Raw genomic sequence first — 26,492 nt, 5'->3', positions numbered from 1 at the left:
TCAGGTCGCTCCTTCGCGGCGCGGTGGAACGGTCAGGGTGAAGGGCTCGAGCCCGACGGCCTCGGCGGGCGGCCCGGCCGCGGCGAGTTGCCGCGCCCGCACCACGTCCCGGTCGGAGGCGGGCGGCAGTGTGCCGCACACCGCCGCGACGACGCCGGCGTACGGCGAGCCCGTCTCGCCGAGCGCCGCGTGCAGCATGTCGAGCGGAACCCGGTGCGCCGACAGGAGTCCCGCACCCGCGGCGGCGTCGACGAGCGCGGCGAACTCGAGCACCACCGTCAGGTGATCGGCCGACTCGTCCTTCGGCGGTTCGACCCCGGCGCGGCGGTACGTGTCGGCGAAGGCCAGGATCTCGCGGCCGCGGTTGCGGGTGTCGCCCGCGGTCCAGTACGTCAGATACAGCGTCGTGCGGCGGCGGAGATCGAACGTCTCGACGTACTGCGCTGCCGCCACGTACGGGTCCGTCTCGCACAGGAAGCGATGCGCCTCCGCGAGCAGCCGCCTCGAATCGGGCGGCAGGTGCCCGAGGATGTCGGCGACGACGTGGAGACGCTCGTCGCGGCCGTCGTCCGGATACGCGAGCAGCAGTGCCGCCGCGTGCCACACCAGGCGATCGCGGGTGGCCGCGCGCCGACGGCGGAACAGTCCGGTCACGACTGCTCGCTCCGTTCCGGGAACATGCCGGCCGGGGCGCCTTTGCCGTCCCAGTTCAGCAGGTTCACGCGGGACGGGTGGCTCGCGTTGGCGGACATCTCGCCGGTGGTCTGCCGCTCGCGCAGCGCGTGGAATGTCTCGACCGCCACGGGGACCGGGCCGCCGCTGGCTTCACCGAAGGGACCGGACCCGTGCATGCCGGGGCCGCCCTCGAAGTCGAGAGCGCATTGCGTCGCCGTCTCCTCGAGGCGGTGTCCGTCGGCGGCGTAGGCGGTGGGGATCACGTACCGCTCTTCGTATTTCGCGAGCGCCAGCAACCGGTACATCTGGTAGATCTGTTCCTCCGTCATCCCGACCGCGGCCGGGATGTGGGGCTGCGGCTCTCGGCCGAGGTTGATGTCGCGCATGTACGACCGCATCGCAGCGAGGCGGCGCAGGACGCCGTCCACCACCTCGGTGTCGCCCGCGGTGAACAGTCCCGCCAGGTATTCGACCGGGATCCGCAACGAGTCGAGCGCACCGAACAGGTTGCCGACGTCCTCGCCGTCGTGACCGTCGCGGCTGACGGCGTCGACGACGGGCGACAGCGGCGGCACGTACCAGACCATCGGCATCGTCCGGAATTCCGGATGCAGCGGAAGCGCGACCCGGCAGTCCGTGATCAGGGCGTGGACGGGCGAATTCTGGGCCGCCTCGATCCATTCGTCCGAGATTCCCTCCGCGCGGGCGCCCTCCACTACTGCGGGGTCGCGGGGGTCCAGCAGGAGGTCGAGTTGCGCCTCGTACAGGTCCGTGTCGTTCTCCACCGAGGCCGCGGCCAGGACCTTGTCGACGTCGTAGAAGAGCAGGCCGATGTAGCGCAGCCGGCCGACGCACGTCTCCGCGCACACGGTCGGCAGTCCCACCTCGACGCGCGGATAGCAGAACGTGCACTTCTCGGCCTTGCCGGTCTTGTGGTTGAAATACACCTTCTTGTACGGGCATCCGGACACGCACATCCGCCAGCCGCGGCACTTGTCCTGGTCGACGAGCACGATGCCGTCCTCGGACCGCTTGTACATCGCCCCCGACGGGCAGGAGGCGACGCAGGACGGGTTGAGGCAGTGCTCGCAGATGCGCGGCAGGTAGAACATGAACGTCTCTTCGAGTTCGAGCTTGACGGTGTCGCTCACCTTCTTCAGCACCGGATCGTCCGGAAGGATCTCGGGCGAACCCGCGAGATCGTCGTCCCAGTTCGCCGACCACTCCACCTTCATCGGCCTGCCGCTGATCAGGCTGCGCGGCGCCGCGACGGGTATGTGCTCGCCGAGCGGGGCCCGGGTGAGGTTCTCGTAGTCGTACGTCCAGGGTTCGTAGTAGTCGTCGATGGACGGCATCTTCGGGTTCGAGAAGATCCGCGAGAGCTTCTTCCACCGGCCGCCGTCCCGCAGGCGTAGCCGCCCCTTGCCGTCCCGCACCCACCCGCCGCGCCACTTCTCCTGGTCCTCGTAGGTGCGCGGATAGCCCTGGCCGGGCCGGGTTTCCACGTTGTTGAACCACACGTATTCGGTGCCCGAGCGATTGGTCCACGCCTGCTTGCACGTCACCGAACAGGTGTGGCAGCCGATGCACTTGTCGAGATTCATCACCATCGCGAGCTGAGCCATGACACGCATCAGTACGTCACCTCCTGCGAGCGACGGCGCACCACCGTCACCTCGTCGCGCTGGTTCCCGGTCGGCCCCAGATAGTTGAACGCGAACGACGTCTGCGCGTAGCCGCCGGCCAGGTGGGACGGCTTGATCAGCAGCCGGGTCAGCGAATTGTGGATGCCCCCACGCTGTCCTGTCGTTTCGGTGAGTGGCACGTCGATGGTGCGTTCCTGCGCGTGGTAGACGTAGACGACGCCGTCCGGCATCCGGTGCGAGACGATCGCCCGGCACACCACCACCCCGTTGCGGTTGACCGCCTCCACCCAGTCGTTGTCCCGCACCTCGATCTGCGTGGCGTCGTTCGGGCTCATCCACATGGTGGGCCCACCCCGCGACAGCGACAGCATGAACAGGTTGTCCTGGTACTCGGAGTGGATCGACCACTTCGAGTGCGGGGTCAGATAGCGCACGCTCAGCCCGATCCCGCCCTGCCGATCGCCCACGGCGGGTTCCCCGAACAACCGGGCCATGTCGAGCGGCGGGCGGTAGATGGGCAACTGCTCCCCCAGTTCCTCGATCCAGTCGTGGTCGAGGAAGAAGTGCATGCGCCCGGTCAGCGTGTGGAAGGGCTTCAACTCCTCGATGTTCACCGTGAACGGTGCGTACCGGCGACCGCCGGTCTCGCTGCCCGACCATTCGGGGCTGGTGATCACCGGAACAGGCCGGGCCTGGGTGTCGGCGAACGTGATCCGGCGCTCCTCGCTTCCCTCGGCGAGGTGCGCGAGCGGCCTGCCCGTCCGCTTCTCCAGTTCGCGGAATCCCTGGACGGCGAGTCTGCCGTTCGACGTCCCCGACAGCACCAGGATGGTTTCGGCCATCTTCTCGGCGGTGTCGAGCGCCGGACGACCCGCGGCGACACCGGAGTCGAGAACACCGTGCTCGGCGGCGAGTTCGCGTACCTCTCGGTCCGGATGCGTGGTGACGCCTTTGGTGGTGAGCCCCGCCGACTCGACGAGTGGGCCCAGCGCCGCCCACTTCTCGGCGACGGCGGGATAGTCCCGTTCGACCACCACCAGCGGCCCCATCGTCCTGCCCGGGACCGGCGTCTCACCGCGCGCCCGCCAATCCTGTTCGGTGCCGCCCCGGTACGCCATCGCTCCCGGGGTGTCGTGCTGCAACGTGCCCATCACGACGTCGCGGCGCACACCGAGATGCCGTCGCGCCAGCACGCTGAACGCCTGCGCCACCGCACCGAAAGCGTCGAAATCGGAACGGGTTTCCCACGGCGGGTCGATCGCCGGCGAGAAGGCGTGCAGGTACGGGTGCATGTCGGTGCTCGACAGGTCGGACTTCTCGTACCAGGTCGCGGCGGGAAGGACGACGTCCGACAGCAACGTGGTGGACGTCATCCGGAAGTCGATGGACATCAGCAGGTCGAGTTTGCCCTCCGGGATGTCGTCGCGCCACGTCACCTCGTTCGGACGGAGGTCCTCGGGCGTGGGTTCCGCCTGCAGATTCGACGACGTGCCGAGGAGATGACGGAGAAAGTACTCGTTTCCCTTGCTCGACGAACCGAGCAGGTTCGCGCGCCACACACTCAGCACCCGCGGCCAGTTCCGCGGATCGTCCGGGTCGGTGAGCGCGAATTTCAGCTCCCCCGAGGCCAATCCGCTGGTCACGTACTCCACCACGTCACGCCCCTCGGCCTCGGCCTCGTCCGCCAGGTCGAGGCTGGAGCGGTCGAACTGCGGATAGAACGGCGTCCACCCCATCGAGACGGCCGACGTCATCACGTCCATCGTGTGCCTGCCCCGGAAGTTTCCCCGGCCGGTGGGGCTCGCGAGGGCGTCGGCGCGGTACCCGTCGTACCGCCACTGGTCGGTGTGGACGTACCAATACGACGTGCCCGCCATCTGGCGCGGCGGACGACTCCAGTCCGTGCCCATCGCAACCGTCGCCCATCCCGTGACGGGTCGGCACTTCTCCTGCCCGACGTAGTGGGCCCACCCGCCGCCGTTGCGGCCCATCGACCCGGTGAGCAACAGCAGGCTCAGCACCGCCCGATACGTCGCGTCGCCGTGGAACCACTGGCAGATCCCGGCGCCCATGATGATCATCGAACGCCCGCCCGAGTCGACGGCGTTGGTCGCGAACTCGCGGGCGATCCGGATCACCTGCGCCGCCGCGACCCCGGTGATCGGCTCCTGCCACGCCGGGGTGTACGGGGTCCCCGCGTCGTCGAAGCCGCCGGGCCAGTCACCGGGAAGCCCGGGCCGCACAACGCCGTACTGGGCGAGCAGGACATCGAAGACGGTGCACACCCGCAGGTCGCCGACCCGGCGGACCGGCACACCGCGCACCAGCGTCTCGCCGTGGCCGTCCGGGGTGTCGAACCGCGGCAGGTGCACCGCGGCGGTCTCGCCGTCCCCGTCGGGCCCGGCGACCGTCAGCGCGGGAACGACGTCACCGAGGTCCAGGTTCCATTTCCCCACGCCCTCGTCGCCGTAACGGAATCCGAGGGAACCGTGCGGCACCACGACGTCGCCGGTCGCGCCGTCCACCAGGACGGGTTTGAACGCGGCGTTCTCGCTCGTGTCCCCGAGATCCGCGGCCGTCACGGTCTTTCCCGGAACGAGGCGGCCGTCGCGTTCCTCCAGTGCGATCAGGAACGGCAGATCCGTGAACTGCCGCACGTAGCCGACGAAGAACGGCTCCCGCCGCGTCACGAAGAACTCCGACAGGATCACGTGTCCCATCGCCATCGCCATCGCGCCGTCCGTGCCCGCCGCGCACGGCATCCACTCGTCGGCGAATTTCGTGTTGTCGGCGTAATCGGGGCTGACCGACACGACTTTCGTTCCGCGGTACCGCACCTCGGCCATCCAATGGGCGTCCGGCGTCCGGGTGACCGGAACGTTGGAACCCCACATCATCAGATACGCCGCGTCCCACCAGTCGCCGGACTCGGGAACGTCGGTCTGGTCGCCGAACACCTGCGGCGAGGCAACCGGCAGGTCGGCGTACCAATCGTAGAACGAGGTCATGACGCCACCGAGAAGTTCGACGAACCGCGATCCCGCGGCGAACGACACCATCGACATCGCGGGGATCGGTGAGAACCCGGCGACGCGGTCGGGACCGTATTCCTTGATGGTGTGCACGTGCGCCGCGGCGATCATCTCGGTGGCCTCGGCCCAGGTGACCCGCACGAGCCCGCCCTTGCCCCTGGCCTGCTGATACTTGCGGCGACGTGCGGGGTCGGCCTGGATGTCGGCCCACGCGTCCACCGGATCACCGAGACGCTCACGCGCCTCCCGGTACATTTCGACGAGAACCCCGCGCGCGTAGGGATACCGCACGCGTGTCGGCGAGTAGGTGTACCAGGAGAACGCCGCTCCGCGGGGGCAGCCGCGGGGTTCGTACTCCGGGCGGTCCGGACCCACCGACGGGTAATCGGTTTCCTGGGTCTCCCACGTGATGATCCCGTCCTTGACGTAGATCTTCCACGAACACGATCCGGTGCAGTTCACGCCGTGGGTGGACCGCACCACCTTGTCGTGGCTCCAGCGGTCCCGGTAGAAGACATCGCCCTGCCGCCCGCCTTCCCGGGTCACGGTGCGCAGGTCGTCCGAGAACACACCCGGGGTGAAGAAGCGCCCTCCCCTGAGCAGGGCTTCCTCCGCGGGACCACCGGTGTGCGGGATGACCACGTCTGCTCTCCTTCAGGTCGAGTGGGCCGACGCCGGATTCGGGGTCCGCGCCGACTTCGATACCTTGCGAAGTCCTGAACGCACCCGTCCATGGAACCGCAGTTGCCGCGCGATCGTGGCGAATCGGACAAACACCGGAATCGGGTCGATGCGCTCGCCGGGTCAGTGCCGCGTGTCGCCGGACCGCAGGTCGGTCGCCGCCAGCACCGCGATGCGCTCGGTGCGCTGGCCCGGCCGGATCATCTCCCGTGCCTCCAGCATCCTCGTGCGGGACGTGAGCGCGGGACCGAACGGCACGTCCTCCGCCGCCACCACGTCCACCCGCAGTCCCCGTTCCTCGAGCATGGCCCGCGTCTTGTCGACTCCGTTGAGCGTCGACTGGACGAGGAGCAGCGTGCCGCCGGGAGCGAGGAGGTCCGGGGTTTCGCTGCAGATCCGGTCGAGCACGGCGCGCCCGTCGACGCCCCCGTCCCAGGCCCGCGCGAGAACCCGGCCCGGCCTGGCGTCGTCGGTCGCCGGCGCGTACGGCGGGTTGGCCACCACCACGTCGAAGCGAAGAGTCCGGACCGCGTCCACCAGATCGCCCCGCACCACACGGATCGTCCGGCGGTTCAATGTGGCGTTGAGCCACGTACTGATCGCGGCGCGGCGGGATACGTCGACCGCGGTCACCCAGCCGGCCCCCGCCGCACACGCCTCGACACTCAACACGCCTGTGCCGCAGCAGAGATCGAGCACGCGGGTGCCCGGGCCGAGTTCTCGGGTGGCCAGCACCTCGGCGAGCAGCCATGTGTCGCGCTGGGGGCGATACACCCCGGGTAGACGAACGAGCATGATCGGCTCCCTCCCTCACCGTTCCCTACAAGCGTGGCCAGTACCGCGAGTTACACGCAACTCGACACGGCCCAGTTCACCCGTTGTTCACGTCCACCCCCCTCCCCGTCGGCCGGGGCCGAAAACGGGTACTCCTACCCCGTGCCGCATTCCTTCTCAGCTGATTCCGACGCCTCGGTGGACGCCGTGTGGGCGCTCGTCGCTCAGCCGGCGCGCTGGCCCGAGTGGGCGCCGCACGTGCGCGGCGCGTGGGGTCTCGGTTCCCCCGAGATCGAGTCCGGCAGGTGCGGCGCGGCCCGATTGCTCTGGATCGTGCCCGTTCCCGTATCCATCTCGGCCACGACACCCGGCCGCTCCTGGACCTGGCAGGTGGGGCCGATGACGCTCGATCACCTCGTCGAGCCCCGCGGCCACGGTTCGCGGATCACGATGACGATGTCCGCGCCCGGGCCGCTCGATGCGGTGCTCGGCGTCACCTACGGCCCGGTCGTGCGGATCCTCGTCCGCCGGCTCGCCCGGGTCGCGGGCGCACGCTAGGCCTGCCGTCGCAGGTACAGGTCGCGCAGCAGCGCCACTTCGGCACCGTGGTGGATGACCTCGCGATTGATGTGCAACACCAGCGCCGCCATCGGGTAGTCCGCGAACGGTCCCTCGCTGGGCCCGCACGGCTCGGCGAGGCCGCTGGTTCCGAGACCCCGCACGCCGTCACACCAGGCGTCGTACTGCTCGTCGAGTTGGGTGAGCGCCCGCGCAGCGGTGCCGGCGTAGTCGAACGTCTCGTAGTCCATGGGCGGGCCGCCGAAGTGACTGCCGATCCGCATGCCCAAGACACCGACGATGATGTGCCCGAGCCGCCAGGCGATGGTCGTGATCGGCGGCGGGTCCGGCGCGGGAAAGGCGAAGTCGATGGTGAACTCGCCGCTGCCGGCCTGAACGGGAGCCTGCGAGCGGCCTCTCGGTCGCACACTCCAGCAGTCCGGCGCAGGCTCCCAGAAGTACTCCTCATCGGTCAGCCCCGCCAGCCGTGGGCGCAATTGATGGTCCCAGTGCCAGCTGAGCTGATCGGCGAGTTCGTGCGGCCAGTCCATTCGATTCTCCCCTCTCCGGTCGCCGGAATGATCTGCTACTGCACACCGTCCCCGATCCGGACACCCGGATGGTTGGCCCGCAGATTCATCGCAGCCAGCGTGACCGTCCGTTCGATCCGCCGCTTCCTCGTGTCCGGCTTCTTGGCTGACGCTTTGACTTCCTCTCGGCCGTGAACGACCGAGATTCCCCTCGGGACTCGCGCCCCGAGGTTCCTGTTTCACAGACAGTCGCCTCCCCACACTTTAGGTGCGGGGTGGTCTCACACCGTCTCCGCAGGCTGCCACCGTCAGTCCGACGGCCAAAATGTTCCTCGCCGCATTCACATCCCGATCATGGACCGCGCCGCATCGGCACGCCCACTCCCGCACATTCAGCGGCATCGTCGACGCGATCTCCCCGCACACCGAGCAGGTCTTCGACGACGGACAGAACCGGTCGACCGCCACCACCCGCCGCCCGTACCAGTCGGCCTTGTACTCGAGCATCGACCGGAACTCGGACCAGCCCGCATCCGAGATCGCCCGAGACAACGACCGATTCTTGACCATGTTCCGCACACTCAGATCCTCGATGGCGATCACTTGGTTTTCGCGCACCAGTCGAGTAGAGAGTTTGTGCAGATAATCGCGGCGCCGATCGGCGATCCGGCCATGAATCTTCGCGACCTTCAGTCGGGCCTTGGCCCGGTTACGGGACCCTTTCTCCTTCCTGGCCAGCGTCCGCTGCGCCTTCGCCAACCGCACACGGTCCGTGCGCTCGTGGCGCGGGTTGGCGATCTTCTCCCCCGTCGAGAGCGTGTACAGGCTCGTGATCCCGGCGTCGAGCCCGACCACCCGATCGACCGGCTCGAGCTCGCTGATGGTGTCCTCGACGAGGATCGAAATATGGTACTGACCACGAGCATTGCGCGAGACCGTCACCTGCGACGGCACAGCCCCCTCCGGTAACGGCCTCGACCACCGAATATCCAGGGGTTCGGACTGCTTGGCCAACCGGAGCTGCCCGCCCCGGTAGGTGAAGCAGTTCGAGAAGTAGGTCGCCGAATCCTTCGACCGGCCCTTACTCTTGAACTGCGGGTAGCGGGACTGCTTGCGCCAGAACCTCTCGAACGCGCCCTGCAACTGCCGCAGCGATTCCTGCAACGGCCCCTTCGACGGCTCCGCCAACCACGCGGTCTCGGGGTCCCGTTTCCATCCGGTGAGCATCGTCGAGGTGTCCGCGTACGTGATCCGCCGCTGCTCCTGCGACCACGCCCGCGTCCGCTCGGCCAACGCCCGGTTGTAGACATACCGGGTGCACCCGAACGTTCGAGCGAGCTGTTCCGCCTGCACCGCAGTCGGATAGAAACGAAACTTGAACGCCCGCTTCATCACCCTCCCCGCCATGACCCAGACACTAGCCCCAGGGTCCGACAAATCCAGATCGGCTATCCCGGACCTGAAGGACCGGGATTGCGCGGAAGACTCCAGGATCAACCGTGTCGAAGACGGCGGAAACTTCTCGAAGTTCGGGTGTGCAACCTCGTTTCGCGCGAACGCTGCCCTCAGATCGCCGGGAACCACCGAGCTGTCGTCCTGTGTCGCGTTCTCCCAGGTCCCCGCGGACTTGGCCAGTTCGATGGCCGCGTGATCCGCCTCGGTCATCAGTCCCTGCTCGATCATGCTCGCCGCGCGCTGCCGGTTGGCCCGGCTCCAGGAACTGCGCGCGGTGCGGGGTGTGAAGCGCAGTCGCGAGCTGTCGGCGTCATGTGAGCGGTGCAGGCCGTCGATCCATCCGAAGCACAGCGCCTGCTCGATCGCCTCGGGATAGCGGACACTCGGCGTCCCGCTGCCCTTGTGCTGGATGATCAACCAGGCCTCCTTCTCGGACCGGCAATTCTCCGAAAGCCATGCACGCCACTGTGCGGTCGTGCGAGCGACGACGGTGTTCATGTCACATCCCTGCCTTCGACGCGAGAATGTCCAGGTAGTGCTGGTTGAACATGACGCCGAGAATGTTCCCGAACGGATCGGCCACGGACGCGGTGACGAATCCGGGCCCGTGTTCGACCGGCTTCCCGTGCAGGGTGGCGCCCAGGGACAGCAGCCGCTCGACACCCGCCTTCAGATCGTCGACGTGCCAGTAGGTCATCGTGTTCTCGGCGTCGCGCGACCGGTCCGGTCCGGCGAATCGGCTGTCGATGATGCCGAGTTCGTGCTGGTAGTCGCCGATCCGGAACTCGACGTAGGCGGGCGACCCCGCCACCGAGCGCACGAAATACGGCTCGACTCCGAGCAGTTCGGTGTACCAGGCCTGGGCGGCCGTCAGGTCGTCGGCATAGAAGCTGACGGTGGTGAGTCCTCGCAACATCGGTGGATCCCTTCCTCGGACGGTGACAAGATCCATCCTCCGACTCAAAGTGCTCACCAATTGAGCACTTTCCGAGGGACACTGTGGACATGCGCGCTGACCGACTCGTCGCCACCCTCCTGCTGATGCAGTCCCGGGGGCGGGTGACCGCCGCCGAAGTGGCCGACGAACTCGAGGTGTCCGTCGCCACCGCGCGGCGCGACCTCGAGGCGCTGTCCGCCGCAGGTATCCCCGTGTATCCGCAGTCCGGCCGCGGCGGCGGATGGTCGCTCCTCGGCGGCGCTCGCACCGACCTCAGCGGACTGTCCGCAACCGAGGCGCAGGCGCTGTTCCTGCTGGTCGGCCCGGCCGCCGCCGTCTCGGGTGAGGCCAAGGCGGCGCTGCGCAAACTCGTGCGGGCGCTGCCACAGACCTTCCGGGCCGACGCCGAGGCCGCCGCCACTGCCACCCTGATCGATCCCACCCGGTGGGGCGAGCGCGACCGCCGCAGACCCGAGATGGTCGACCTGCTGCAGGCCGCCGTCGTCCGGCGCCGGAAAGTGCGCCTGACCTACACGAACAACGCCCGGCAGCGGTCCGAACGACTCGTCGACCCGTGGGGTCTCGTCGACAAGGACGACATCTGGTATCTGCTCGCCGGCACCGAACGGGGTCAGCGAACGTTCCGGGTGGACCGGATCGTCGACGCCGTATCGACGGAGCAACCCGCCGAGCGCCCCGACGACTTCACCCTCACAGCGGCGTGGGACGACGTGGTCGGCGAGGTGGAGCAGCGGCGTTCCACGACGTGGGCGACCGTGCTCATCGACGCCAGGTTCGTGCCGATACTGCGTGACCACTTTGGGCGGCACTGCCACGCCGACGGTGAGAGCGACGACGGTCGCGCCCGCGTCCGTCTCGCCGCACCGACCCCGTTGGACATCGCCCGAAACCTCGCCGGCTGGGGCTCGACGGCCTGGGTGCTCGAACCCAGGGCGGTCCGCGCCGAACTCGCCCGGATCGGCACGGAACTCGCCCACCAGTACTCCGGCGAGAACGGTCACTCGGCCAGGTAACGCTCCACGGTCTCGACCTTCGCCCGAAGCTGACCGCTGCGCGCCGGCCGGATATCCGCCTTCAGCACCAGACTGACCCGCGGAAACTGTTCCAGCAGAACGTCCGTCGCGCGCTTCACGACGGCCATCACCTCGTCCCACTCACCCTCGACGGTGGTGAACATCGACGTGGTCTCGTTGGGCAGCCCGGATTCGCGGACAACACGCACGGCCGCGGCGACCGCGGCACCGACACTGTCGGAGTCCCCGCCCATCGGGCTGACGCTGAATGCCACCAGCATGCGCTCTCCTTGCCGTGGGGATCGATGACCACCATTGAATCACCTCGTCCGAATCACGTCCTCCGCTCCCGCTGGACCGTTCGGGGCAGGGCCGCTGTAGCCGTGCCGGCGTGCGCCTGCCGCCGCAGCGCCTCCAGGTTCTGCCGCATCTGCGGCCGCATGTCGCGGTGCTGCGGCTGGACGTGCGAGTAGAGCGAGAGCAGCGGGCGGTACGGCATTACGTCGATCCGGTACGAGTGCGTCACCCGGGTGCCGTCGCCGTCCGCCCTGAACGTGTACGACCACGTGGTCGAGTCGTGGTACAGCGGGTTTCGCCGATCCGAGACCGTGTGGAATGCGAATCTCCTGCCCGGATCGGCGGTGGTCACCTCGCATACCCGGGACCATCGCATGTGATGTGCGCGGTTGTGCCCCCGGAATCGGGCGCCCACGGTCCCCGGCGACCGTCCCGGCAGCCACACGCACCTGCGGCACTCCGGGCTGCGTTCGCCGATGCGGGTGACGTCGGCAACCGCGTCGTACAGTTGCCGTGCCGGCACGTCGATCCACAGTTCCGCCGAGCCCTCGGTGCGGGCGGGCCGCTGGTGCCGCGGTCTCACGTCGAGGTCGGCGCCCCACCGGGCGGCGCAGGCCCGCCGATACGGTCGTGCGAACGTATGGAGCAGCACGAACCGGGTGACGGGACCGACCTTGCGAACGGTGACGTCGTAGTCGTCCCGATCGACACCGTCGACAATCCAGTGAGCTTCGATCCCCAGCTCCCGCTTGGTCTTCGAGTCGATGAACACCTGCTGTTCCACGTCGTCCCACTGACGAGGGGTCAGAGTTCGGGCGACGACCGGCATCATCTCGTCCTCCTCACGCCGTAGATGCGGCAGCAGAACCTGCTCGAGAGCAGTGATAGAATTCGAAAGCTGCACGCGAGCAACAGAATTCACACGATACTCGGTTGCGGCAGCGGCGACCCGCTCCATCTCGGGACCGATTCGCGCGTGGTCGGCGTCCATCGCGTCGAGCAGCGGCCCGGCGTCCGGGTTCAACTCGCGAACCAGCGGCCACAGCCCACGGTCCTCGCCGCTGTGGTGCAAGTGCAGGAAATGCATCATCCACACGAGATGATCGGCGAGGGCGACCCGCTGGGTCTGTGCGGGCGGAGGTGCCGTGCGCAGCACGCCCGAGGCGCGCGCGATATCGCGGCGCAGCGCGTTGTGGACGACGCGCATGATGCGGGTGTCGGCGGAGGGCCGAGTGTCGGTAGTCATGACCTACTCCAGACGAGAACGCCGGTGGATCACACCGGGCGGCCGAGGATTTCTTCGATGCGGTCGATCAACCACGACTCGTAACGGACACGGCTCCACCCGCATTCGTCCACGAGCAGGGCGTAGACCTGGTCGTGGGTCTGGACCCACAGTTCGTCGACCTGACCGGGATCGGCGTGACGGCCCATGATCAGGTCTGCGACGTCGGCGACCGAGCGCCTGCGCTGCCCCTCCAGGTCGGCGGCCACCGCTGCGAGCGTGGCATCCGCCGTCGCACCCTGGCGGATGGCCACGGCGAGGCGGTAGATGCGCTCGTTGATCGTGGCGATCATGCGCGCACCCGACTCGATGCGGTCACTGGGCGTGCGCCCCGTTCGGATCGCGGTGTAGACGGGCCGGTCGGCCAACGGCACCTGCGCGTCGTCTCCGACGATGGCAACCTCCAGTGCCGACTTCAGCAGGTCGGCCTTGGATCCGAATGTCGCGTAGACGGTTTCGACGGAGACCTCCGCGGTCCGCGCGACATCCCGCACTCCGGTGCCGACCCAGCCGCGCTCGGCGAACAACCGGGTGGCGGTCTCGAGTACGACCGCCCGCGTCTGCGCCGCCTGCATGCGGCGCAGCGGAGATCGGTACCGGCGGCTCCCGGATCCGCCCGGCACCGCCGAGTCGTGCTCGACCGTCGCCATACCCCAGCTTAGAACGCACAAGTTTTCAATACAACCCTGTTCAAGCGATTTCGGCGACGCAACCGTCCGCGCCCGGACGCAGTCGAGGAGCACCCCTTCCAGGCACACTGTGGCCGGTCGGAGAACCGCGACCAGGCGTAGTGCCGGCGACCGCGTCCGCATTCGAGAAACGGAGGGTCCATGCCCGAGATCACCATCGTCGGAGCCGGCATCTGCGGGCTGACACTCGCGATCGCCGCCGTCGGCCACGGGCACCGGGTGACCGTGTACGAGCGGCGCGAACCCGAACCCGCGGGCGAGGACGGCGCGTACCTCACAGTGTCCGGTCAGGCACTCGCGGACCTCGACGCCCTCGGCGTCGGCGTCACACTCCGCGCCACGGGGGTCCCGGTCCACACGATCTCGATGACGACCGACGGCCGGAGTCGACGCGCACCCCTGACACCTGTCGACGGGATCGGCCACCACCATTTCTGGCGTCGCGATCTCATCGGCGCACTGCGCCGGCGGTGCCGGGAACTCGGCGCCACCATCATCCACGGCGCGACAGCCACCGCGGTGGACACCTCCCCCGACGATGCGCGACTGCACCTGGCCGACGGCCGGATCGTCACCTCGGACGTGCTCGTCGGGTGCGACGGAATATCCTCGATCGTGCGCGGAGAGATCATCGCCGGCCCCACCCGACCCGTCTACGACGACCAGGTGGTGTTGTACGGCCACCACGCACGCATCCCCGGCCACGCACACCCCGAACCCGGGGTGCTGTCGTTCTTCCGCCACGCAGAACACACCTTCGGCATCCTCGACGGCGGCGACACGGGGATCTTCTGGTTCGCGCGGCTGACCCGCCCGGAGCTCCCGCCGGCCGGTGTCGGCCTGCACTCGTCGCAGGACTGGGCACGCGAGCTGACGGCAGCCTTCCCGACCCCGGCCCCGGACGTCCGCCGCCATCTCGAGCCGACCCCGACGATCTTCGCCTGCAATGCCGAACGCGTACCCGACCACTCCTCGTGGGGTGATCGACGGGCCGTGATCATCGGCGACGCCGCCCACGGCATGTCACCAGCGGCAGGCCAGGGCGCCTCCCTCGCCATCGCCGACGCCCTCGGCATCGCGGCCGTCCTCGACCCGCGAACCCCCGGATCGGAGTTCTCCTCCGCGATCGACCGGCGCCGCACCGCGACCGACGATGCCCGCAACACGCCCGCCCGCCGGCCGCAGGACTGAAGTCGGCCGGACGAATTCGAGGGACGCCGGTCAGTGACGGCATCGCCTCGCCGCCACCACACCCGGGCCGACCCCGCCGGCGTGCCCGACTTGTCCTATCCGGGACTTTCGGCCTCGCGCGGTTGTCTACGCGTCCTGTACAACTGAATAAAGGACACCGGATTGTGATATGAACCACACCTGACCGTTATCTTACGACTCGATTACCTAGAGCTGTACGAGGGCCCCGAGAATCCCGCAGTGGCAGTGCGGGCGTGCGGGCGGGGCCGGAAGGGATGCCTCGCATGCTGCTGCCGATGTCGCCGACCGATTCGCTGTTCCTCCTCGGCGAGTCGCGAAAACATCCGATGCATGTGGGCGGCCTGGCAGTGTTCACCCCACCCGAGGGATCGTCCGCGGCCGGCATGGGGGACATGTTCGAGACCGCTGTCACCTCCGACGAGGTGGCACCGCTCTTCCGCAAGCAGGCCCGTCGATCGGTGACCACCCTGGGACAGTGGGGTTGGGACACCGCGACCGACGTCGACGTCGACTATCACGTGCACCGCAACGCCCTCCCCCAACCGGGCGGCATGCCCGAACTGATGACACTGGTGGCACGACTGCACGGCACCGCACTCGATCGCAGCCGACCGCTGTGGGAGATGCATTTGATCGAAGGCCTCGCCGACGACCGCTACGCGGTGTACACCAAGATCCACCACGCCCTCGCCGACGGCGCATCGGCGATGAATCTGTTGCGCCGCAGCATGAGTGAGGACCCCACCCGCACCGGCATGCCCGCCCCCTGGCAACCCGCCGCACCCGTGCCGGCGACTGACAGTGCGCTGCCGGAACATGCGACGATGCCGCCCAACCGGCGTAACCTACCCGGTCAGGTCCTGCGCGGCGTTCGCGACGCGTCGAGCGAGGTGGCCGGCCTGGCACCGGCTCTGGCCGGCACCATCGAACGCGCCCTCCGAGCCAAGGGCGGCCCGCTGTCCATGCAGGCACCGCACACGATGTTCAACGTCGCGATCGGGGGTGCCCGCCACTTCGCCGCCCGCACCTGGCCGCTCGAACGGATTCGGCTGCTCGCCAAACACGCCGACGCCACCGTCAACGACATCATCCTGGCGATGTCCGCAGGAGCACTGCGCGGCTACCTGCACGACCTCGGTGCGCTGCCGGCCGATCCGCTGATCGCGATGGTCCCGGTGTCCCTGCGCCCCAACACCTCCGGCACCGATGCGGACTTCTCGAGCGGGAACCGGATCGGAGTCCTGATGTGCAACCTCGCCACCCACCTGCCCGACCCGGCCCACCGCCTCGACACCGTGCGCACCTGTATGCGCGAAGGCAAGGACGCCCTCCGCGCGATGAGTCCCGCCCAAGTGCTGGCGATGAGCGCCGTCGGCGCCACCCCCCTCGGTATCGAAATGCTCCTCGGCCGGCGAGGACCGCAGCGGCCGCCGTTCAACCTGGTGATCTCCAACGTCGCCGGACCCGACACCCCGCTGTACTGGAACGGCGCCCGCCTCGACTCCCTCTACCCCCTGTCGATCCCGGTCACCGGACAAGCCCTGAACATCACCTGCACCAGCAGCGACGACCAACTCGTGTTCGGGTTGACCGGCTGCAGGCGCACCATCCCGAACCTGCACCACATGCTCGACCACCTCGACACCGAACTCGACACTCTCGAACACGTCGTCGGCCTGTGACTCCACGTACGCCACCGCTGTTCGCGGCCGACTACATCGATCACGCCATTCGGGCGGTAAGGTCCCGTCGACAGATCCGAGTGCACCTTCGGCCCGGTCAGCGCAGCAACTGGGAAGCCGACAACCCCGTCCGGAGCGCTTCGTACTCGTCGTCGTCGAGAGCAAGGAGCGGGGACCTCACGGTTCTGTTCTGCAGGACAGCGAGCAACTGCAGCGCCCCTTTGACCGTCGTCGCACCGTAATTGGGGACACCCATGACCGCACGCAGAGCCGGCTGCAGGCGGGCATTGATCTTCCGCGCGGTTTCGACGTCCCCGGAGAAGAAGGCCTCGATCATGGCACGGATCTCGTCGCCCGCCACGTGACCGAGAACAGAGACGACCCCGCATGCCCCGTATGCGAGGAAACCCAAGGTGAGGCTGTCGTCTCCCGAGTAGACCGCGTACCCCAATTCGCGCAGCATGATCGCTTGGGTGGGGTCTCCGGCTGCATCTTTCACCGCGACCACGGACGGCCAGTCCGCCATCGCCTCGAATGTCGAGGGTGCCAGCTTGGTGCCGGCCCGGCCGGGAATGTCGTAGAGCATGACAGGGGCATCGACGGCATCCGCTACGCAGCGAAAGTGGTGCAGTATCCCGCCTTGACTCGGTTTGTTGTAGTACGGCGTTACCAGCAGCAGCCCGTCGGCACCCTGCGCGACGGCCTGGCGCGCCAATTCCAGCGTGTGGCGGGTGTCGTTCGTGCCCACTCCGGCAATGATCTGGGCGCGGTCGCCTACCGCGTCCTTGACCGCGCGCAGTATCCGACCGTCCTCGGCGGTGGTAGTCGTGGCCGCCTCACCGGTTGTGCCGGAGACGACGAGTCCGTCGTGTCCGTGGTCCACCAGGTGCAGGGCGATCCGAGCAGTCGCCTCCTCATCGATGTCGCCCTCCACCGTGAACGCCGTAGCCATCGCGGTCAGTACGCGTCCGAACGGGGCGACAGGCGCTGACGAGAGTATCATTGCCCCAGTCTATGCGCCATCAATCGCCGACAGCGTTGACCGAACCGGTTATTCGCTGACTGGAAGCTCGCGACGCTGCCGCACAGTCATACCCTGGATCCCGGCACCTGGCGAACCGATGCGTGCGCCACGGCGCCGAATCCTTCTTCCGTTCGATCGTCGACAGGAAGTGGGACGCGTCCTCGATGGCGATCGGCCCCTCGGTGTGCGTGGGGTCGACACGATCGGGGCTTCGAGGCGTTCTGGAGTGGTGCCGTGACTACCCACCGCAGCACGTCGTCGCGCGCGATACTGGGGTATCCGACCCTTCCGAGGAGACGCGACATGAGCTTGTACGCAGTAGTGGATCCGGCCACCGGGCAGACGGTGCGCGAATACCCGACCGCCACCGACGAGGAGGTACAGGCGGCGTTGTCCGCGGCGGAGAAGGCGCACCGTGAGTGGTCGCGGCGGTCGACGATTCCCGAGCGCGCTGCGCTGCTCACGAGAGTGGCCGAGTTGCACACCGAACGCCGCGACGAGCTGGCCACGATCATCCAGCGGGAGATGGGCAAGCCACTCGATCAGTCGCTGGGGGAAGTGGACTTCAGCGCCGCGATCTACCGGTACTACGCCGACAACGCCGAGAAGTTCCTCGCCGACGAGCCCATCGACCTGGTCGAAGGCACCGGCAGCGCGCTGATCCGGCGACGCTCGATCGGTGTGCTGATCGGCATCATGCCGTGGAACTACCCCTACTACCAGGTGGCCCGGTTCGCGGGTCCGAATCTGGCGCTGGGCAACACGATCGTGCTCAAACATGCACCGCAGTGCCCCGAGTCGGCGGCGGCGCTGCACCAGATCTTCAGCGACGCCGGATATCCGGAGGGTGCCTACGTCAACGTCTACGCCACCAACGAGCAGATCGCCGACGCGATCGCCGACCCGCGGGTCCAGGGTGTGTCGCTGACCGGGTCCGAGCGTGCGGGTGCGGCGGTCGCCGAGATCGCCGGACGCAACCTCAAGAAGGTGGTGCTGGAACTGGGCGGCTCCGATCCGTTCATCGTGCTCAGTTCCGACGACCTCGACGCCACCGTCAAGGCGGCAGTGGAAGGTCGTTTCGAGAACACCGGGCAGGCCTGCAACGCAGCGAAGCGATTCATCATCGCCGAGGACCTGTACGACGATTTCGTCGGAAAATTCACCGCGGAGGTGCTCGCCTCTGCAGACGGACTCGCGCCGCTGTCGTCGGTCGCCGCCGCCGACCGGCTGTCCGAGCAGGTGCAGCAGGCGATCGCCGAGGGAGCCACCATTGCGTCCGAGGGTGAACGGCAGGGAGCCTTCTTCCCACCCGCTGTGCTGACGAATGTGTCACCGGATTCGCGCACGTACCGGGAGGAACTGTTCGGGCCGGTGGCGACCGTCTACAAGGCAGGCTCCGAGGCCGAGGCCGTCGAACTGGCCAACGACACACCGTTCGGTCTCGGTTCCTACGTCTTCACCACCGATCCCGATCAGGCCGACCGCGTAGCCGACTCGCTGGACGCGGGCATGGTGTTCGTCAATGCCGTTGGCGCCGAAGGAGTCGAGCTGCCGTTCGGCGGCGTCAAACGCTCCGGTTTCGGTCGCGAACTCGGCAAATACGGGATCGACGAATTCGTGAACAAGAAACTCATCCGAGTCAGCTGAACCATCGACACCCGAGTTTCGACACCCCGCCGTGCAGCGGCAGGACCACGCCGGGACCCGGCGGCCAGTCCGATGCGCCATGATCGGATCGTGGCGACATTCAACGACTACGACAGGTACGCGTCGGCGTACGACGCCGACATCGAGGACAACGTGTACAACACGTTGTACGAGCGACCTGCGACGTTGGCGCTGGTCGGCGACGTCGCCGGGCGGAGGGTGCTGGATGCGGGCTGCGGCAGCGGTGTGCTGTCGCAGGCGCTCGTCGCCGCGGGCGCCACGGTCACCGGCGTCGATGTCAGCACGAACCTGCTCGCGATCGCCCGAAACCGCCTGGGACCCGACGTCCCGTTGATCCAGGCAGATCTCGAGCAGCAGTTGCCCATCCCGTCGTCGACGTTCGACGTCGTCGTGGCGTCGCTGGTGATGCACTACCTCCACGATTGGTCGGGACCGTTGTCCGAGTTTCGACGGGTACTCGCGCCGGGCGGGTGCGTCGTGATCTCGACGCATCACCCGTTCGTGGACTTCAGACCGTCCGGCCAGGACGACTACCTCGGAACGTTCGAGTTCACCGAGGAATGGGTGAAGTCCGGTGAGACCTTCCCCATGAGATTCTGGCACCGACCGTTGCACGCCATGTTCGACGCGTTCACCGCGGCGGGGTTCACCGTCGAACGTGTCTCGGAGCCGCGCCCGGGTGCCGCCGTGCGCGATCGCTCCCCGGAACTCTTCGAGCAGCTCAGCCGGGAGGCCCCGTTCATCTTCTTCACCCTGCGCAGCGGCGACCGCCATCCCACCCAGGCAGGCGAAACACCGTCAGGGAAGATGCATCAGCTTGCCGGCGAGGGTGAACAGTCGCCGGGCGAGCTTCATGACGGGCAGGCCCAGGGGAATCAGGAGGATCGTCACGCACAGGATCCCGCCGACGAGCCACACCACGGCCGCGACGATCCCCAGCACCGTGCCGAGTACGGCCGTGAGGATTCCCAGCACCACATCGAGCATGCCCCGTAACAATCGCATGATGACCTCCTGGTTCCAGTCTGCGCGCATGCGGACCTGATCGCACCCGTCGTCCGTGGCCCGCATCGGAATTCTCGGTTGAGTCAGACCACCCGCTCCAGTGCACGGACGTCGGCGTCCAGTTTCCTGTACAGCCAGTACACGGCGACGAACGCGAGCCCCGACGCCGCGCACAACCCCAGGACCGAATCGCGCACCAGTGGTAGTTCCTCGGGTTCGAGGGTGCTGAATCCGGCCAGTACACCGACGAGCGGCACCGACGCCGTCACCGCCAGATACACCGTCGTTCTTCGGCGCAGCCCGCCGAGAACGTCGGCGTCGTGCGCTGTCGTGCGGCCGTGTCGCAGATAGATGGGATAGACGCAGCGGACGACGTAGAACGTCGACAGGAAGAACGTGTACGCAACGGAGATGGTGCCTGCCACCAGGACTGTCGTCGCCGCATGGACCATCAGCCGCGACGACAGCTCGGTGAACCAGCGAAGAAACATCACCCCCGCCACGGATGCGCAGACCGCGAATACGAAAGTGTTGAGCGCACACAGATCGCCCCAGAACAGGGTTCGCGACCGCACCCGTGCCAGGTCGGCCTCGTCGTAGCGTCTGCCCTTACGCAGGCCGCGGGGAACCGCGAGCAGATCGCGGGACATGTAGGCGTAGATGAGGACGGCCAGCGGCCAGGCGATGAGGTTGAAGACGACGGTGCTCGTGTAGAGCTTCGAGTACGTGGCGTCGGACAGTCGCTCGTTGAGAAGTTCCTGCATGTGCACGGCCAGGTAGATCGTCGCCAGTCCGATGCCGACGAGCGACGACGACCACAGGATGGGGGTGGGTGATCGCGACAGTCGTGCCCGCCAACAGTCCGGGGGCGGATAGACCAGGTCCCGGGACCTCTTCTCGAGGCACAAGTCGAACTGCTGGGCCAATTCCGAGCCACTCGGGTAGCGGTCTTCGCGATCGGGCGACAAGCATTTCAGGAGTACCCGGCGCAGGGCCATGGGGCAGTCCGGCGGAAGCTCCGACAGGAACTGCGCGGCCACGGGCCTGCGGCGCAATGCGAGCATGCGGGCCAGCGACGTCTCCGACTCACCGGCCGTCGTTTCGTCCGCGAACGGTCGACGTCCGGTGAGCAACTCCCACAGCATGACCGCGAGCGCGTAGACGTCGCTCCGGGTGTCGAGGTCGGCGGCGGTGGTCGGTGAGCCCGGGTGGCAGGCTTCGAGCTGTTCGGGCGACATATAGGCCAGTGAGCCACCGAAATACGCCAGCGGGCTGGTGCCCTTGATGCGCTGGCTGGAGCTGACGTTGAAGTCGGCCAGCTTCGGGATCCCCTCGGCGCTCAGCAGTACGTTCGCCGGTTTGATGTCTCGATGCAGCACCCCGCGCTCGGAGGCGTGCCGAAGCGCGTCGGCGAGCCGGCGGCCCAGCCAGGCGACGGTCTCCGGCCACGTCAAGGAGGCGATCCGTGTTCGAACAGCGGATTCGGTGGGCCGCACCTCGCCCTTGGCGGCGAGGACCCCGTCGACGGCATCGAGCAGCAGTTGCCCGCTCCGGTGTTCCGTCGGCGTCGAGCGCAGTAGATGCACCACGTCGAGCAGCGTTCCCCCAGGTAGATACTGCATGTACAGCAACTTCAACTCGCCGTCGGCGATCAGTCGCTGGTCGTAGATGCGCACGATGTAGTCGTGATCCAGCTGGGCGAGGGTCTGCGGCTCGATGCCGTGGTTGTGGGAAATCTTGACCGCGACGAGTCGTTGCATCGATTGTTGCCGCGCGAGATACACCTGGGCGAAGGCGCCGGACCCGATCCTCATCAGCAGGTCGAAGTCGTCGACACGGTCGCCGACGTCGATGTTGCCGAGAACAACTTGTGCCCGCGGTCGAGCGATCATCGTGCTGCAGTAGTCGTCCGTGAACTCTTCGGGTCGCCGGCCGCCCGCCATGGTGGCAGCCTCGGCCGCCATGGTGGCCGCATCGGCGTCGGGTGTACCGCGGCGCCGAGCGTGAAATTCCTCGTAGACCAGTTCTGCGGGAAGCGGTCCGTCCTGCAGCTCCGCGAATTCCGCTCGGTACTCGGTCAGTCGTTTGGGGAAGTCGTAGCGAAGCCAGCGGTACTCGAGGTCGATCTTGATCAGTTCGATCAGTGTCGACCGTCGTTCTGCCGGTTCGCGGGGAAGGAAGACCGACAGGTCAGGCGGGGACCCGGACCCCCACGCGTCCGAAAAGCGTGCCACGACCGTGGCGAGCGCTGTGCGGGTCCGTTCTGCTGATTCGACCAGGTCGGTCGGCTCGTACATCGGTAACTCGGAGTGCAGCCCCGGCCGATCACACGGCGGCTACGCCCGGTGCGGCGACGGGTCGTTGGTGCCCCACATTGTGTCCTTCCGCCGAATCTCCCCGCTCAAGGGTATCGCTCCGATACCAGCGCACGGGCGGCAAAACGGTGGGAGGGCACCGCCGAGGCCGAGGTTGACTGCGAATTTGTCGGCGCTCGAGCCGATGCGGCACCGCACCCGCCCCGTGCGGGGCACGATGGACCCGGAGGTTGGCGCACGCCGACGCGGTCGCGGCGACCACCACCGACGGCGATCGTGAAGGTGGTCGAATGAGCGACACGGCATCCGTCGTGGGCCGACGGGTACTGGGGTTGGTATTCTTCGTCGTCCTCGCACTGTTCCTGGCAATCTCGTTCGCACTGTTCGACAAGACGTTCACCGAGGTCGTCGAGATCGACCTCGTCACCGACAGCGCCGGAAACTCACTGGCACCGGACGCGGACGTGAAGGTGCGGGGTCTCATCGTCGGCGAGGTGCGGTCGGCGTCGTCCCAGGAGGGCGAGGTCACGCTCGCTCTCGCGATCCAGCCGGACAAGGCACCGCTGATCCCGTCCAACGCGACCGCGCGGCTGCTGCCCAAGACGCTGTTCGGTGAACGCTATGTGTCGCTGATCGTTCCGGAGGGTGACACGGCTCCGCCGATCCAGGCCGGTGACACGCTGCGCCAGGACAAGAGCGGCAACGCCGTCGAGGTCGGCGAGGTTCTGGACGGCCTGCTGCCGCTCCTGCAGGCGATCCCGCCGCAGGACCTGGCGAACACACTGGGCGCGCTGTCCCAGGGTCTGAGCGGCCGCGGCGCCGAACTCGGCCCCACCCTCGACCGGCTGGAGGAGATCTTCGGCGGACTGAACACCGAACTTCCCGCCATCCAGGAGGATCTGCGCGGTCTGGCCGACTTCTCGCAGACGTACTCCGAGGCGGCGCCCGACCTGGTCAACGCCCTCGACAACCTGCGGACCACCGGAAACACCGTGGTGGAGAAGCAGGGTCAGATTTCCACACTGCTCGCGACGGTCACCGGGACGAGTGCGTCCACCGCGGACCTTCTGCAGGCGAATGCCCGGAGCATCGTGACGATTGCCGCCGATTCGCGTGAGGCTCTGCAGCTCCTCGGCCGCTACTCGCCGAGCTTCGGGTGCATGTTGGCGGCGTTCGTGCGGGCGGCGCCGATCGCCCTCGAGTTGCTCGCGTTGGACGATCCATATCCCGGCGGGCGGGGCACCGTGCAGTTCGTCAACCCGAAGGGCCGCTACGTGCCCAACCAGGACGAGCCGCGCCTGCTCGACAACCGCGGGCCGGCTTGCTACGACGACGTCGCCGCACCGGGCGGGAACTTCCCGCAGTACCCGGGCGGATCGTTCAACGACGGGGCCTACCAGGTTCCCACGCGGAACCCCGGACCGTCGGCCATCGAATACTTTCCGGCGCCTGCCGGTGTCCCCGAACAGGTCCCGGGGTACGGAGCTCGGGTCACGCCCGCGAGCTACGCGGGTTCGACGATGGAACGGGACACCCTGGACGTCGTCTACGGCGAGGCCGGGGGCATGGCACCGGAAGACGTGCCGAGTTGGACGACACTCGTCGGCGCGCCGACGCTGAGGGGAACCGAGGTGAGCTTCGAATGACGACGCACCAGGGCCGTGGCCACCGAACCCGAACGGGACGATCTCAGAGCGCCACCGCCAGCGTGCCGACTCCCGGTCCGTCGAGGTCGTCCAGCGCCACCCTCCGGCCGGAGACGGCCAGAAGAAGGGACAGGGCGGTGCCGCGCACGTCCGGACCGTCGCCGATCGAGATGTCGGCGTCCACGGCCGTCAGCCGCACACGGGCAACGAGTTCCTTGGCGCCGCCGAACGACGCCGGCGTGCGCGTCTGCAGGCGGAGCGATCTGACGACGGCCTCCGCCGGGTAGGAGCGGGTGAGGCCGAGCGGTCGACGGATGTCCTCACCGTGGACGACCTCCTCGACGAGCCTGCTGTCGAGGGGAGCGGGGGGTGTCGACGTGCGCAACGCCACCCGGCGAAGCCGCTCCAGCGTCTCCTGCGGCGAGGCGCCGCGTTCGCGTTCCACGCCGCGAGCGTTCAGGCGGTCGAAGTCGAACCGCGCCCGGGCGAGGCCGACCACGAAACCGAGGCGGGTGGTCCGGGCCGTGTCGACCAGGTGAGCGACCACGTCGTGGACGGTCCACTCCCCGCAGAGCGACGGCTCGTTCCACCGCTCGGAGTCGAGATCGACGAGGTCGTCGATCAGCGCGGCACGCTCCGCATGCACCATCGACCAGACATCGTCCACGGCTCTCTCCTTCACTCGGCCACATCGTCTGCCGGGTAGGACTCCCGGATCCGCGGAAAATCATCGGTGCGGTCGCACAGATCGCGAACAGACGCGCTGTCCACCTCTCGATCGACGTACTCGACATCGGTTGGCCACCCGATGTTCACGTGTCCGGTCAGGACCGGCGGTCGTCACAGATGTCGGTTCGCCCGTCGAAGGCGCACGCACACAGCGGGTTCGGTTCCGCTCCCCCGAACAGTGCGACGGCCAATCCCAGGACACCGATGCCGCCGGACAGCACGGCACCGAGTAGGAATACGTCAGTCATCATGCGCCCTCCCCCTTGTCTCTCGTCCCCATTACAACAGGTCTGCCCTCGGACGGTGGCCCCGGGCGTACGTGAGAGAGTCAGCGCGGCGGATTCGTCTTCGGGAGAAGCGCGAGGACGAGGGCCAGGGTCGTCAGGACCAGGACGAGCGCGGCCACTCCGGCCCAGTGTCCGCTCGCCCAGGCGATACCTCCGACCCAGCCGAAGAGGCTGGATCCGGCGTAGTAGGAGACGTTGTACAGCGCCGTCGCCTGTGCGCGACCCGTAATCGCGTGGGCGCCGACCATGCCGGATGCGACGGCGTGGCCGACGAACAGTCCGGCGGTCACGGCGGCCAGGCCGAGCAGGATCAGGATCAGCGACCCGTCGAGGCTCAGCACCGTCCCACCCGCCATGGACGTGCAGGCCAGCACGAGCACGATTCGGTGGCCGAAGCGGCCCACCAGCCGGCCTGCGGCGCGGGAGCCCACCGTGCCCGCCAGGTACGCGAGGAAGATCAGCGACACCACCGTCGGCGCGAGCTGGTAGGGGGCGGCCTCGAGCCGGAAGGGCAGATAGTTGAACACCGCCACCATGCCGCCGACGAGCAGCGCACCGATGCCGAACAGTGCCAGCAGCCGGACATCCCGCAGATGAACGGCGAGACCGCCACCGGACCGGACGGAGGAGCGCCGCCCCTGCCCGGCGGGTAACAACACCATCAGGACCGCCATCAGAATCGCCAGGACCACACCGAGAATCGCCAGCGCCGGACGCCACCCGAGGTGATCGGCCACCGGGACGACCAGAAGCCGGCCACCCAGCCCACCCAGAGATGTTGCAGCGACGTAGGAACCGGCCAGCACCGCGGTCCGCGCCGGGGCGGCGACCTCGTGGAGCAGCGTCATCGCCAGCGCGGGCAGCCCACCGAGTGCGACGCCCTGCACGAAACGTCCCGCCACCAGGGCCTCGAACGTGGGAAGCCAGGGGACGGCCACGGCGAGAAGCCCGGCAGTTGCCGCCGCATACCGCATCGCGGTAGGGCGTCCGACTCGATCCGAGAACCGGGCCCACGGCAGCACCGACAGCGCCAGCCCGAGGGTGGCCGCCGAGACCAGGAGCGAAGCCTGTGCGGCACTGACGGACGCGTCCTGCCCGATCTGCGTGAGGAGCCCTTGCGGCGCATACATCAACGCGAAGGTTGCCAGGCCCGCACACCACAGGGCCGCCGAGAGTCGCCGGTCCCGACTCGGCTCCTGCGGTACGTCTCGCGAGGCGACCGCCTCGTGGGTGTCCTTCTCGGTGAATTGCGTGGCGGACATGCAGTCGACGGTAAAGCGGCACGACCGATGAATCCAATGCAAGTTGAACGAAGAACTCATACAGTTGGG

The 26,492-nt window shown here is 67.9% G+C and carries 22 protein-coding genes and 1 pseudogene; 7 read left to right on the top strand and 16 right to left on the bottom strand.

What is annotated here, in order from left to right:
- From narJ to ACFU5V_RS19985, 4 genes are all read right to left on the bottom strand, one after another.
- Positions 1 to 654: a nitrate reductase molybdenum cofactor assembly chaperone gene (gene narJ / locus ACFU5V_RS20000; RefSeq protein WP_378432164.1), complete on the bottom strand. Its 654-nt coding sequence runs from the start codon at positions 652 to 654 to the stop codon at positions 1 to 3.
- On the bottom strand, positions 651 to 2,309 hold the full coding sequence (gene narH / locus ACFU5V_RS19995) for a nitrate reductase subunit beta (protein WP_378701394.1): 1,659 nt from the start codon (positions 2,307 to 2,309) through the stop codon (positions 651 to 653). Before narH ends, narJ begins: the two co-directional genes overlap by 4 nt.
- Positions 2,309 to 5,995, bottom strand: a complete 3,687-nt coding sequence (locus ACFU5V_RS19990; RefSeq protein WP_378701391.1) for a nitrate reductase subunit alpha — start codon at positions 5,993 to 5,995, stop codon at positions 2,309 to 2,311. Before ACFU5V_RS19990 ends, narH begins: the two co-directional genes overlap by 1 nt.
- Before the next feature lie 162 nt (positions 5,996 to 6,157).
- The gene (locus ACFU5V_RS19985; RefSeq protein WP_378701389.1) at positions 6,158 to 6,829 is read right to left on the bottom strand and encodes a HemK2/MTQ2 family protein methyltransferase; all 672 of its coding nucleotides are present in this window, start codon (positions 6,827 to 6,829) and stop codon (positions 6,158 to 6,160) included.
- Positions 6,830 to 6,862: 33 nt separating this feature from the next.
- On the opposite strand from ACFU5V_RS19985, the gene ACFU5V_RS19980 reads away from it, so the two are divergent.
- The gene (locus tag ACFU5V_RS19980) at positions 6,863 to 7,366 is read left to right on the top strand and encodes an SRPBCC family protein (RefSeq protein ID WP_378701387.1); all 504 of its coding nucleotides are present in this window, start codon (positions 6,863 to 6,865) and stop codon (positions 7,364 to 7,366) included.
- On the opposite strand, the gene ACFU5V_RS19975 is transcribed toward ACFU5V_RS19980, so the two are convergent.
- From ACFU5V_RS19975 to ACFU5V_RS19965, 3 genes are all read right to left on the bottom strand, one after another.
- A complete protein-coding gene (locus tag ACFU5V_RS19975; RefSeq protein WP_378701385.1) occupies positions 7,363 to 7,917 on the bottom strand; it encodes a DinB family protein in 555 nt (184 codons plus the stop codon). The genes ACFU5V_RS19980 and ACFU5V_RS19975 overlap by 4 nt on opposite strands.
- Positions 7,918 to 8,160: 243 nt before the next feature.
- Positions 8,161 to 9,288, bottom strand: coding sequence for an RNA-guided endonuclease InsQ/TnpB family protein (locus tag ACFU5V_RS19970; RefSeq protein ID WP_378701519.1), 1,128 nt, complete (start codon positions 9,286 to 9,288; stop codon positions 8,161 to 8,163).
- A gap of 562 nt (positions 9,289 to 9,850) precedes the next feature.
- Positions 9,851 to 10,267, bottom strand: a complete 417-nt coding sequence (locus ACFU5V_RS19965; RefSeq protein ID WP_378432178.1) for a VOC family protein — start codon at positions 10,265 to 10,267, stop codon at positions 9,851 to 9,853.
- Between the two features lie 89 nt (positions 10,268 to 10,356).
- Between ACFU5V_RS19965 and ACFU5V_RS19960 the strand changes: the two genes are divergently transcribed.
- Positions 10,357 to 11,322, top strand: coding sequence for a helix-turn-helix transcriptional regulator (locus tag ACFU5V_RS19960; RefSeq protein WP_378701383.1), 966 nt, complete (start codon positions 10,357 to 10,359; stop codon positions 11,320 to 11,322).
- Here ACFU5V_RS19960 and ACFU5V_RS19955 read toward each other — a convergent pair.
- From ACFU5V_RS19955 to ACFU5V_RS19945, 3 genes are read right to left on the bottom strand one after another with little or no spacing between them, the layout of a single operon-like run.
- Positions 11,307 to 11,603, bottom strand: a complete 297-nt coding sequence (locus ACFU5V_RS19955) for an MTH1187 family thiamine-binding protein (protein WP_072937944.1) — start codon at positions 11,601 to 11,603, stop codon at positions 11,307 to 11,309. The genes ACFU5V_RS19960 and ACFU5V_RS19955 overlap by 16 nt on opposite strands.
- 53 nt (positions 11,604 to 11,656) lie before the next feature.
- The gene (locus ACFU5V_RS19950) at positions 11,657 to 12,865 is read right to left on the bottom strand and encodes a hemerythrin domain-containing protein (protein ID WP_378432181.1); all 1,209 of its coding nucleotides are present in this window, start codon (positions 12,863 to 12,865) and stop codon (positions 11,657 to 11,659) included.
- A 29-nt stretch (positions 12,866 to 12,894) separates the two neighbouring features.
- Positions 12,895 to 13,554: a TetR/AcrR family transcriptional regulator gene (locus ACFU5V_RS19945; RefSeq protein WP_378432184.1), complete on the bottom strand. Its 660-nt coding sequence runs from the start codon at positions 13,552 to 13,554 to the stop codon at positions 12,895 to 12,897.
- A 180-nt stretch (positions 13,555 to 13,734) separates the two neighbouring features.
- On the opposite strand from ACFU5V_RS19945, the gene ACFU5V_RS19940 reads away from it, so the two are divergent.
- Complete coding sequence (locus tag ACFU5V_RS19940; RefSeq protein ID WP_378701381.1) at positions 13,735 to 14,784, top strand: FAD-dependent oxidoreductase; 1,050 nt, start codon at positions 13,735 to 13,737, stop codon at positions 14,782 to 14,784.
- Positions 14,785 to 15,068: 284 nt separating this feature from the next.
- Positions 15,069 to 16,487 carry a wax ester/triacylglycerol synthase family O-acyltransferase gene (locus ACFU5V_RS19935; RefSeq protein ID WP_378701378.1) on the top strand — a complete coding sequence of 473 codons (1,419 nt, stop codon included), beginning with the start codon at positions 15,069 to 15,071 and terminating at the stop codon, positions 16,485 to 16,487.
- Between the two features lie 97 nt (positions 16,488 to 16,584).
- On the opposite strand, the gene dapA is transcribed toward ACFU5V_RS19935, so the two are convergent.
- Positions 16,585 to 17,490: a 4-hydroxy-tetrahydrodipicolinate synthase gene (dapA, locus tag ACFU5V_RS19930; protein ID WP_378701376.1), complete on the bottom strand. Its 906-nt coding sequence runs from the start codon at positions 17,488 to 17,490 to the stop codon at positions 16,585 to 16,587.
- Positions 17,491 to 17,814: 324 nt separating this feature from the next.
- Between dapA and ACFU5V_RS19925 the strand changes: the two genes are divergently transcribed.
- The gene (locus ACFU5V_RS19925) at positions 17,815 to 19,158 is read left to right on the top strand and encodes an NAD-dependent succinate-semialdehyde dehydrogenase (RefSeq protein WP_378701374.1); all 1,344 of its coding nucleotides are present in this window, start codon (positions 17,815 to 17,817) and stop codon (positions 19,156 to 19,158) included.
- A 72-nt stretch (positions 19,159 to 19,230) separates the two neighbouring features.
- Positions 19,231 to 19,824 (top strand): annotated as a pseudogene (locus ACFU5V_RS19920) (class I SAM-dependent methyltransferase); the annotation flags it as partial.
- Between the two features lie 153 nt (positions 19,825 to 19,977).
- Here ACFU5V_RS19920 and ACFU5V_RS19915 read toward each other — a convergent pair.
- Positions 19,978 to 20,184 (bottom strand): hypothetical protein, encoded by a 207-nt coding sequence (locus ACFU5V_RS19915; protein WP_378701372.1) that lies wholly within the window; start codon positions 20,182 to 20,184, stop codon positions 19,978 to 19,980.
- Positions 20,185 to 20,267: 83 nt separating this feature from the next.
- Entirely contained in the window at positions 20,268 to 22,481 is a 2,214-nt protein-coding gene (locus ACFU5V_RS19910; protein WP_378701369.1) for a serine/threonine-protein kinase, read from the bottom strand.
- Between the two features lie 308 nt (positions 22,482 to 22,789).
- On the opposite strand from ACFU5V_RS19910, the gene ACFU5V_RS19905 reads away from it, so the two are divergent.
- Positions 22,790 to 24,145 (top strand): MCE family protein, encoded by a 1,356-nt coding sequence (locus ACFU5V_RS19905; protein WP_378701367.1) that lies wholly within the window; start codon positions 22,790 to 22,792, stop codon positions 24,143 to 24,145.
- A gap of 43 nt (positions 24,146 to 24,188) precedes the next feature.
- Here ACFU5V_RS19905 and ACFU5V_RS19900 read toward each other — a convergent pair whose 3' ends face one another.
- The 3 genes from ACFU5V_RS19900 to ACFU5V_RS19890 form a co-directional block, all read right to left on the bottom strand.
- The gene (locus tag ACFU5V_RS19900) at positions 24,189 to 24,812 is read right to left on the bottom strand and encodes a maleylpyruvate isomerase family mycothiol-dependent enzyme (protein ID WP_378701365.1); all 624 of its coding nucleotides are present in this window, start codon (positions 24,810 to 24,812) and stop codon (positions 24,189 to 24,191) included.
- Between the two features lie 157 nt (positions 24,813 to 24,969).
- Entirely contained in the window at positions 24,970 to 25,122 is a 153-nt protein-coding gene (locus ACFU5V_RS19895; protein ID WP_378701363.1) for a hypothetical protein, read from the bottom strand.
- 80 nt (positions 25,123 to 25,202) lie between these two features.
- A complete protein-coding gene (locus ACFU5V_RS19890) occupies positions 25,203 to 26,483 on the bottom strand; it encodes an MFS transporter (RefSeq protein ID WP_378701361.1) in 1,281 nt (426 codons plus the stop codon).
- Positions 26,484 to 26,492 lie beyond the last annotated feature (9 nt).

This window comes from Rhodococcus sp. NPDC057529 (assembly GCF_042802055.1).
Lineage (GTDB): Bacteria > Actinomycetota > Actinomycetes > Mycobacteriales > Mycobacteriaceae > Rhodococcus_F.
The sequence above is the reverse complement of the archived record's forward strand: the minus strand, read 5'-3'. Positions and strand labels throughout refer to the sequence as shown.

Bases quoted from the DNA above. Each gene is read 5' to 3' on its own strand.
- narH (WP_378701394.1), bottom strand. From the start codon at position 2,309: ATGCGTGTCATGGCTCAGCTCGCGATGGTGATGAATCTCGACAAGTGC.
- ACFU5V_RS19985 (WP_378701389.1), bottom strand. From the start codon at position 6,829: ATGCTCGTTCGTCTACCCGGGGTGTATCGCCCCCAGCGCGACACATGG.
- ACFU5V_RS19975 (WP_378701385.1), bottom strand. From the start codon at position 7,917: ATGGACTGGCCGCACGAACTCGCCGATCAGCTCAGCTGGCACTGGGAC.
- ACFU5V_RS19970 (WP_378701519.1), bottom strand. From the start codon at position 9,288: ATGAAGCGGGCGTTCAAGTTTCGTTTCTATCCGACTGCGGTGCAGGCG.
- ACFU5V_RS19965 (WP_378432178.1), bottom strand. From the start codon at position 10,267: ATGTTGCGAGGACTCACCACCGTCAGCTTCTATGCCGACGACCTGACG.
- ACFU5V_RS19960 (WP_378701383.1), top strand. From the start codon at position 10,357: ATGCGCGCTGACCGACTCGTCGCCACCCTCCTGCTGATGCAGTCCCGG.
- ACFU5V_RS19955 (WP_072937944.1), bottom strand. From the start codon at position 11,603: ATGCTGGTGGCATTCAGCGTCAGCCCGATGGGCGGGGACTCCGACAGT.
- ACFU5V_RS19950 (WP_378432181.1), bottom strand. From the start codon at position 12,865: ATGACTACCGACACTCGGCCCTCCGCCGACACCCGCATCATGCGCGTC.
- ACFU5V_RS19945 (WP_378432184.1), bottom strand. From the start codon at position 13,554: ATGGCGACGGTCGAGCACGACTCGGCGGTGCCGGGCGGATCCGGGAGC.
- ACFU5V_RS19940 (WP_378701381.1), top strand. From the start codon at position 13,735: ATGCCCGAGATCACCATCGTCGGAGCCGGCATCTGCGGGCTGACACTC.
- ACFU5V_RS19935 (WP_378701378.1), top strand. From the start codon at position 15,069: ATGCTGCTGCCGATGTCGCCGACCGATTCGCTGTTCCTCCTCGGCGAG.
- dapA (WP_378701376.1), bottom strand. From the start codon at position 17,490: ATGATACTCTCGTCAGCGCCTGTCGCCCCGTTCGGACGCGTACTGACC.
- ACFU5V_RS19925 (WP_378701374.1), top strand. From the start codon at position 17,815: ATGAGCTTGTACGCAGTAGTGGATCCGGCCACCGGGCAGACGGTGCGC.
- ACFU5V_RS19915 (WP_378701372.1), bottom strand. From the start codon at position 20,184: ATGCGATTGTTACGGGGCATGCTCGATGTGGTGCTGGGAATCCTCACG.
- ACFU5V_RS19910 (WP_378701369.1), bottom strand. From the start codon at position 22,481: ATGTACGAGCCGACCGACCTGGTCGAATCAGCAGAACGGACCCGCACA.
- ACFU5V_RS19905 (WP_378701367.1), top strand. From the start codon at position 22,790: ATGAGCGACACGGCATCCGTCGTGGGCCGACGGGTACTGGGGTTGGTA.
- ACFU5V_RS19895 (WP_378701363.1), bottom strand. From the start codon at position 25,122: ATGACTGACGTATTCCTACTCGGTGCCGTGCTGTCCGGCGGCATCGGT.
- ACFU5V_RS19890 (WP_378701361.1), bottom strand. From the start codon at position 26,483: ATGAGTTCTTCGTTCAACTTGCATTGGATTCATCGGTCGTGCCGCTTT.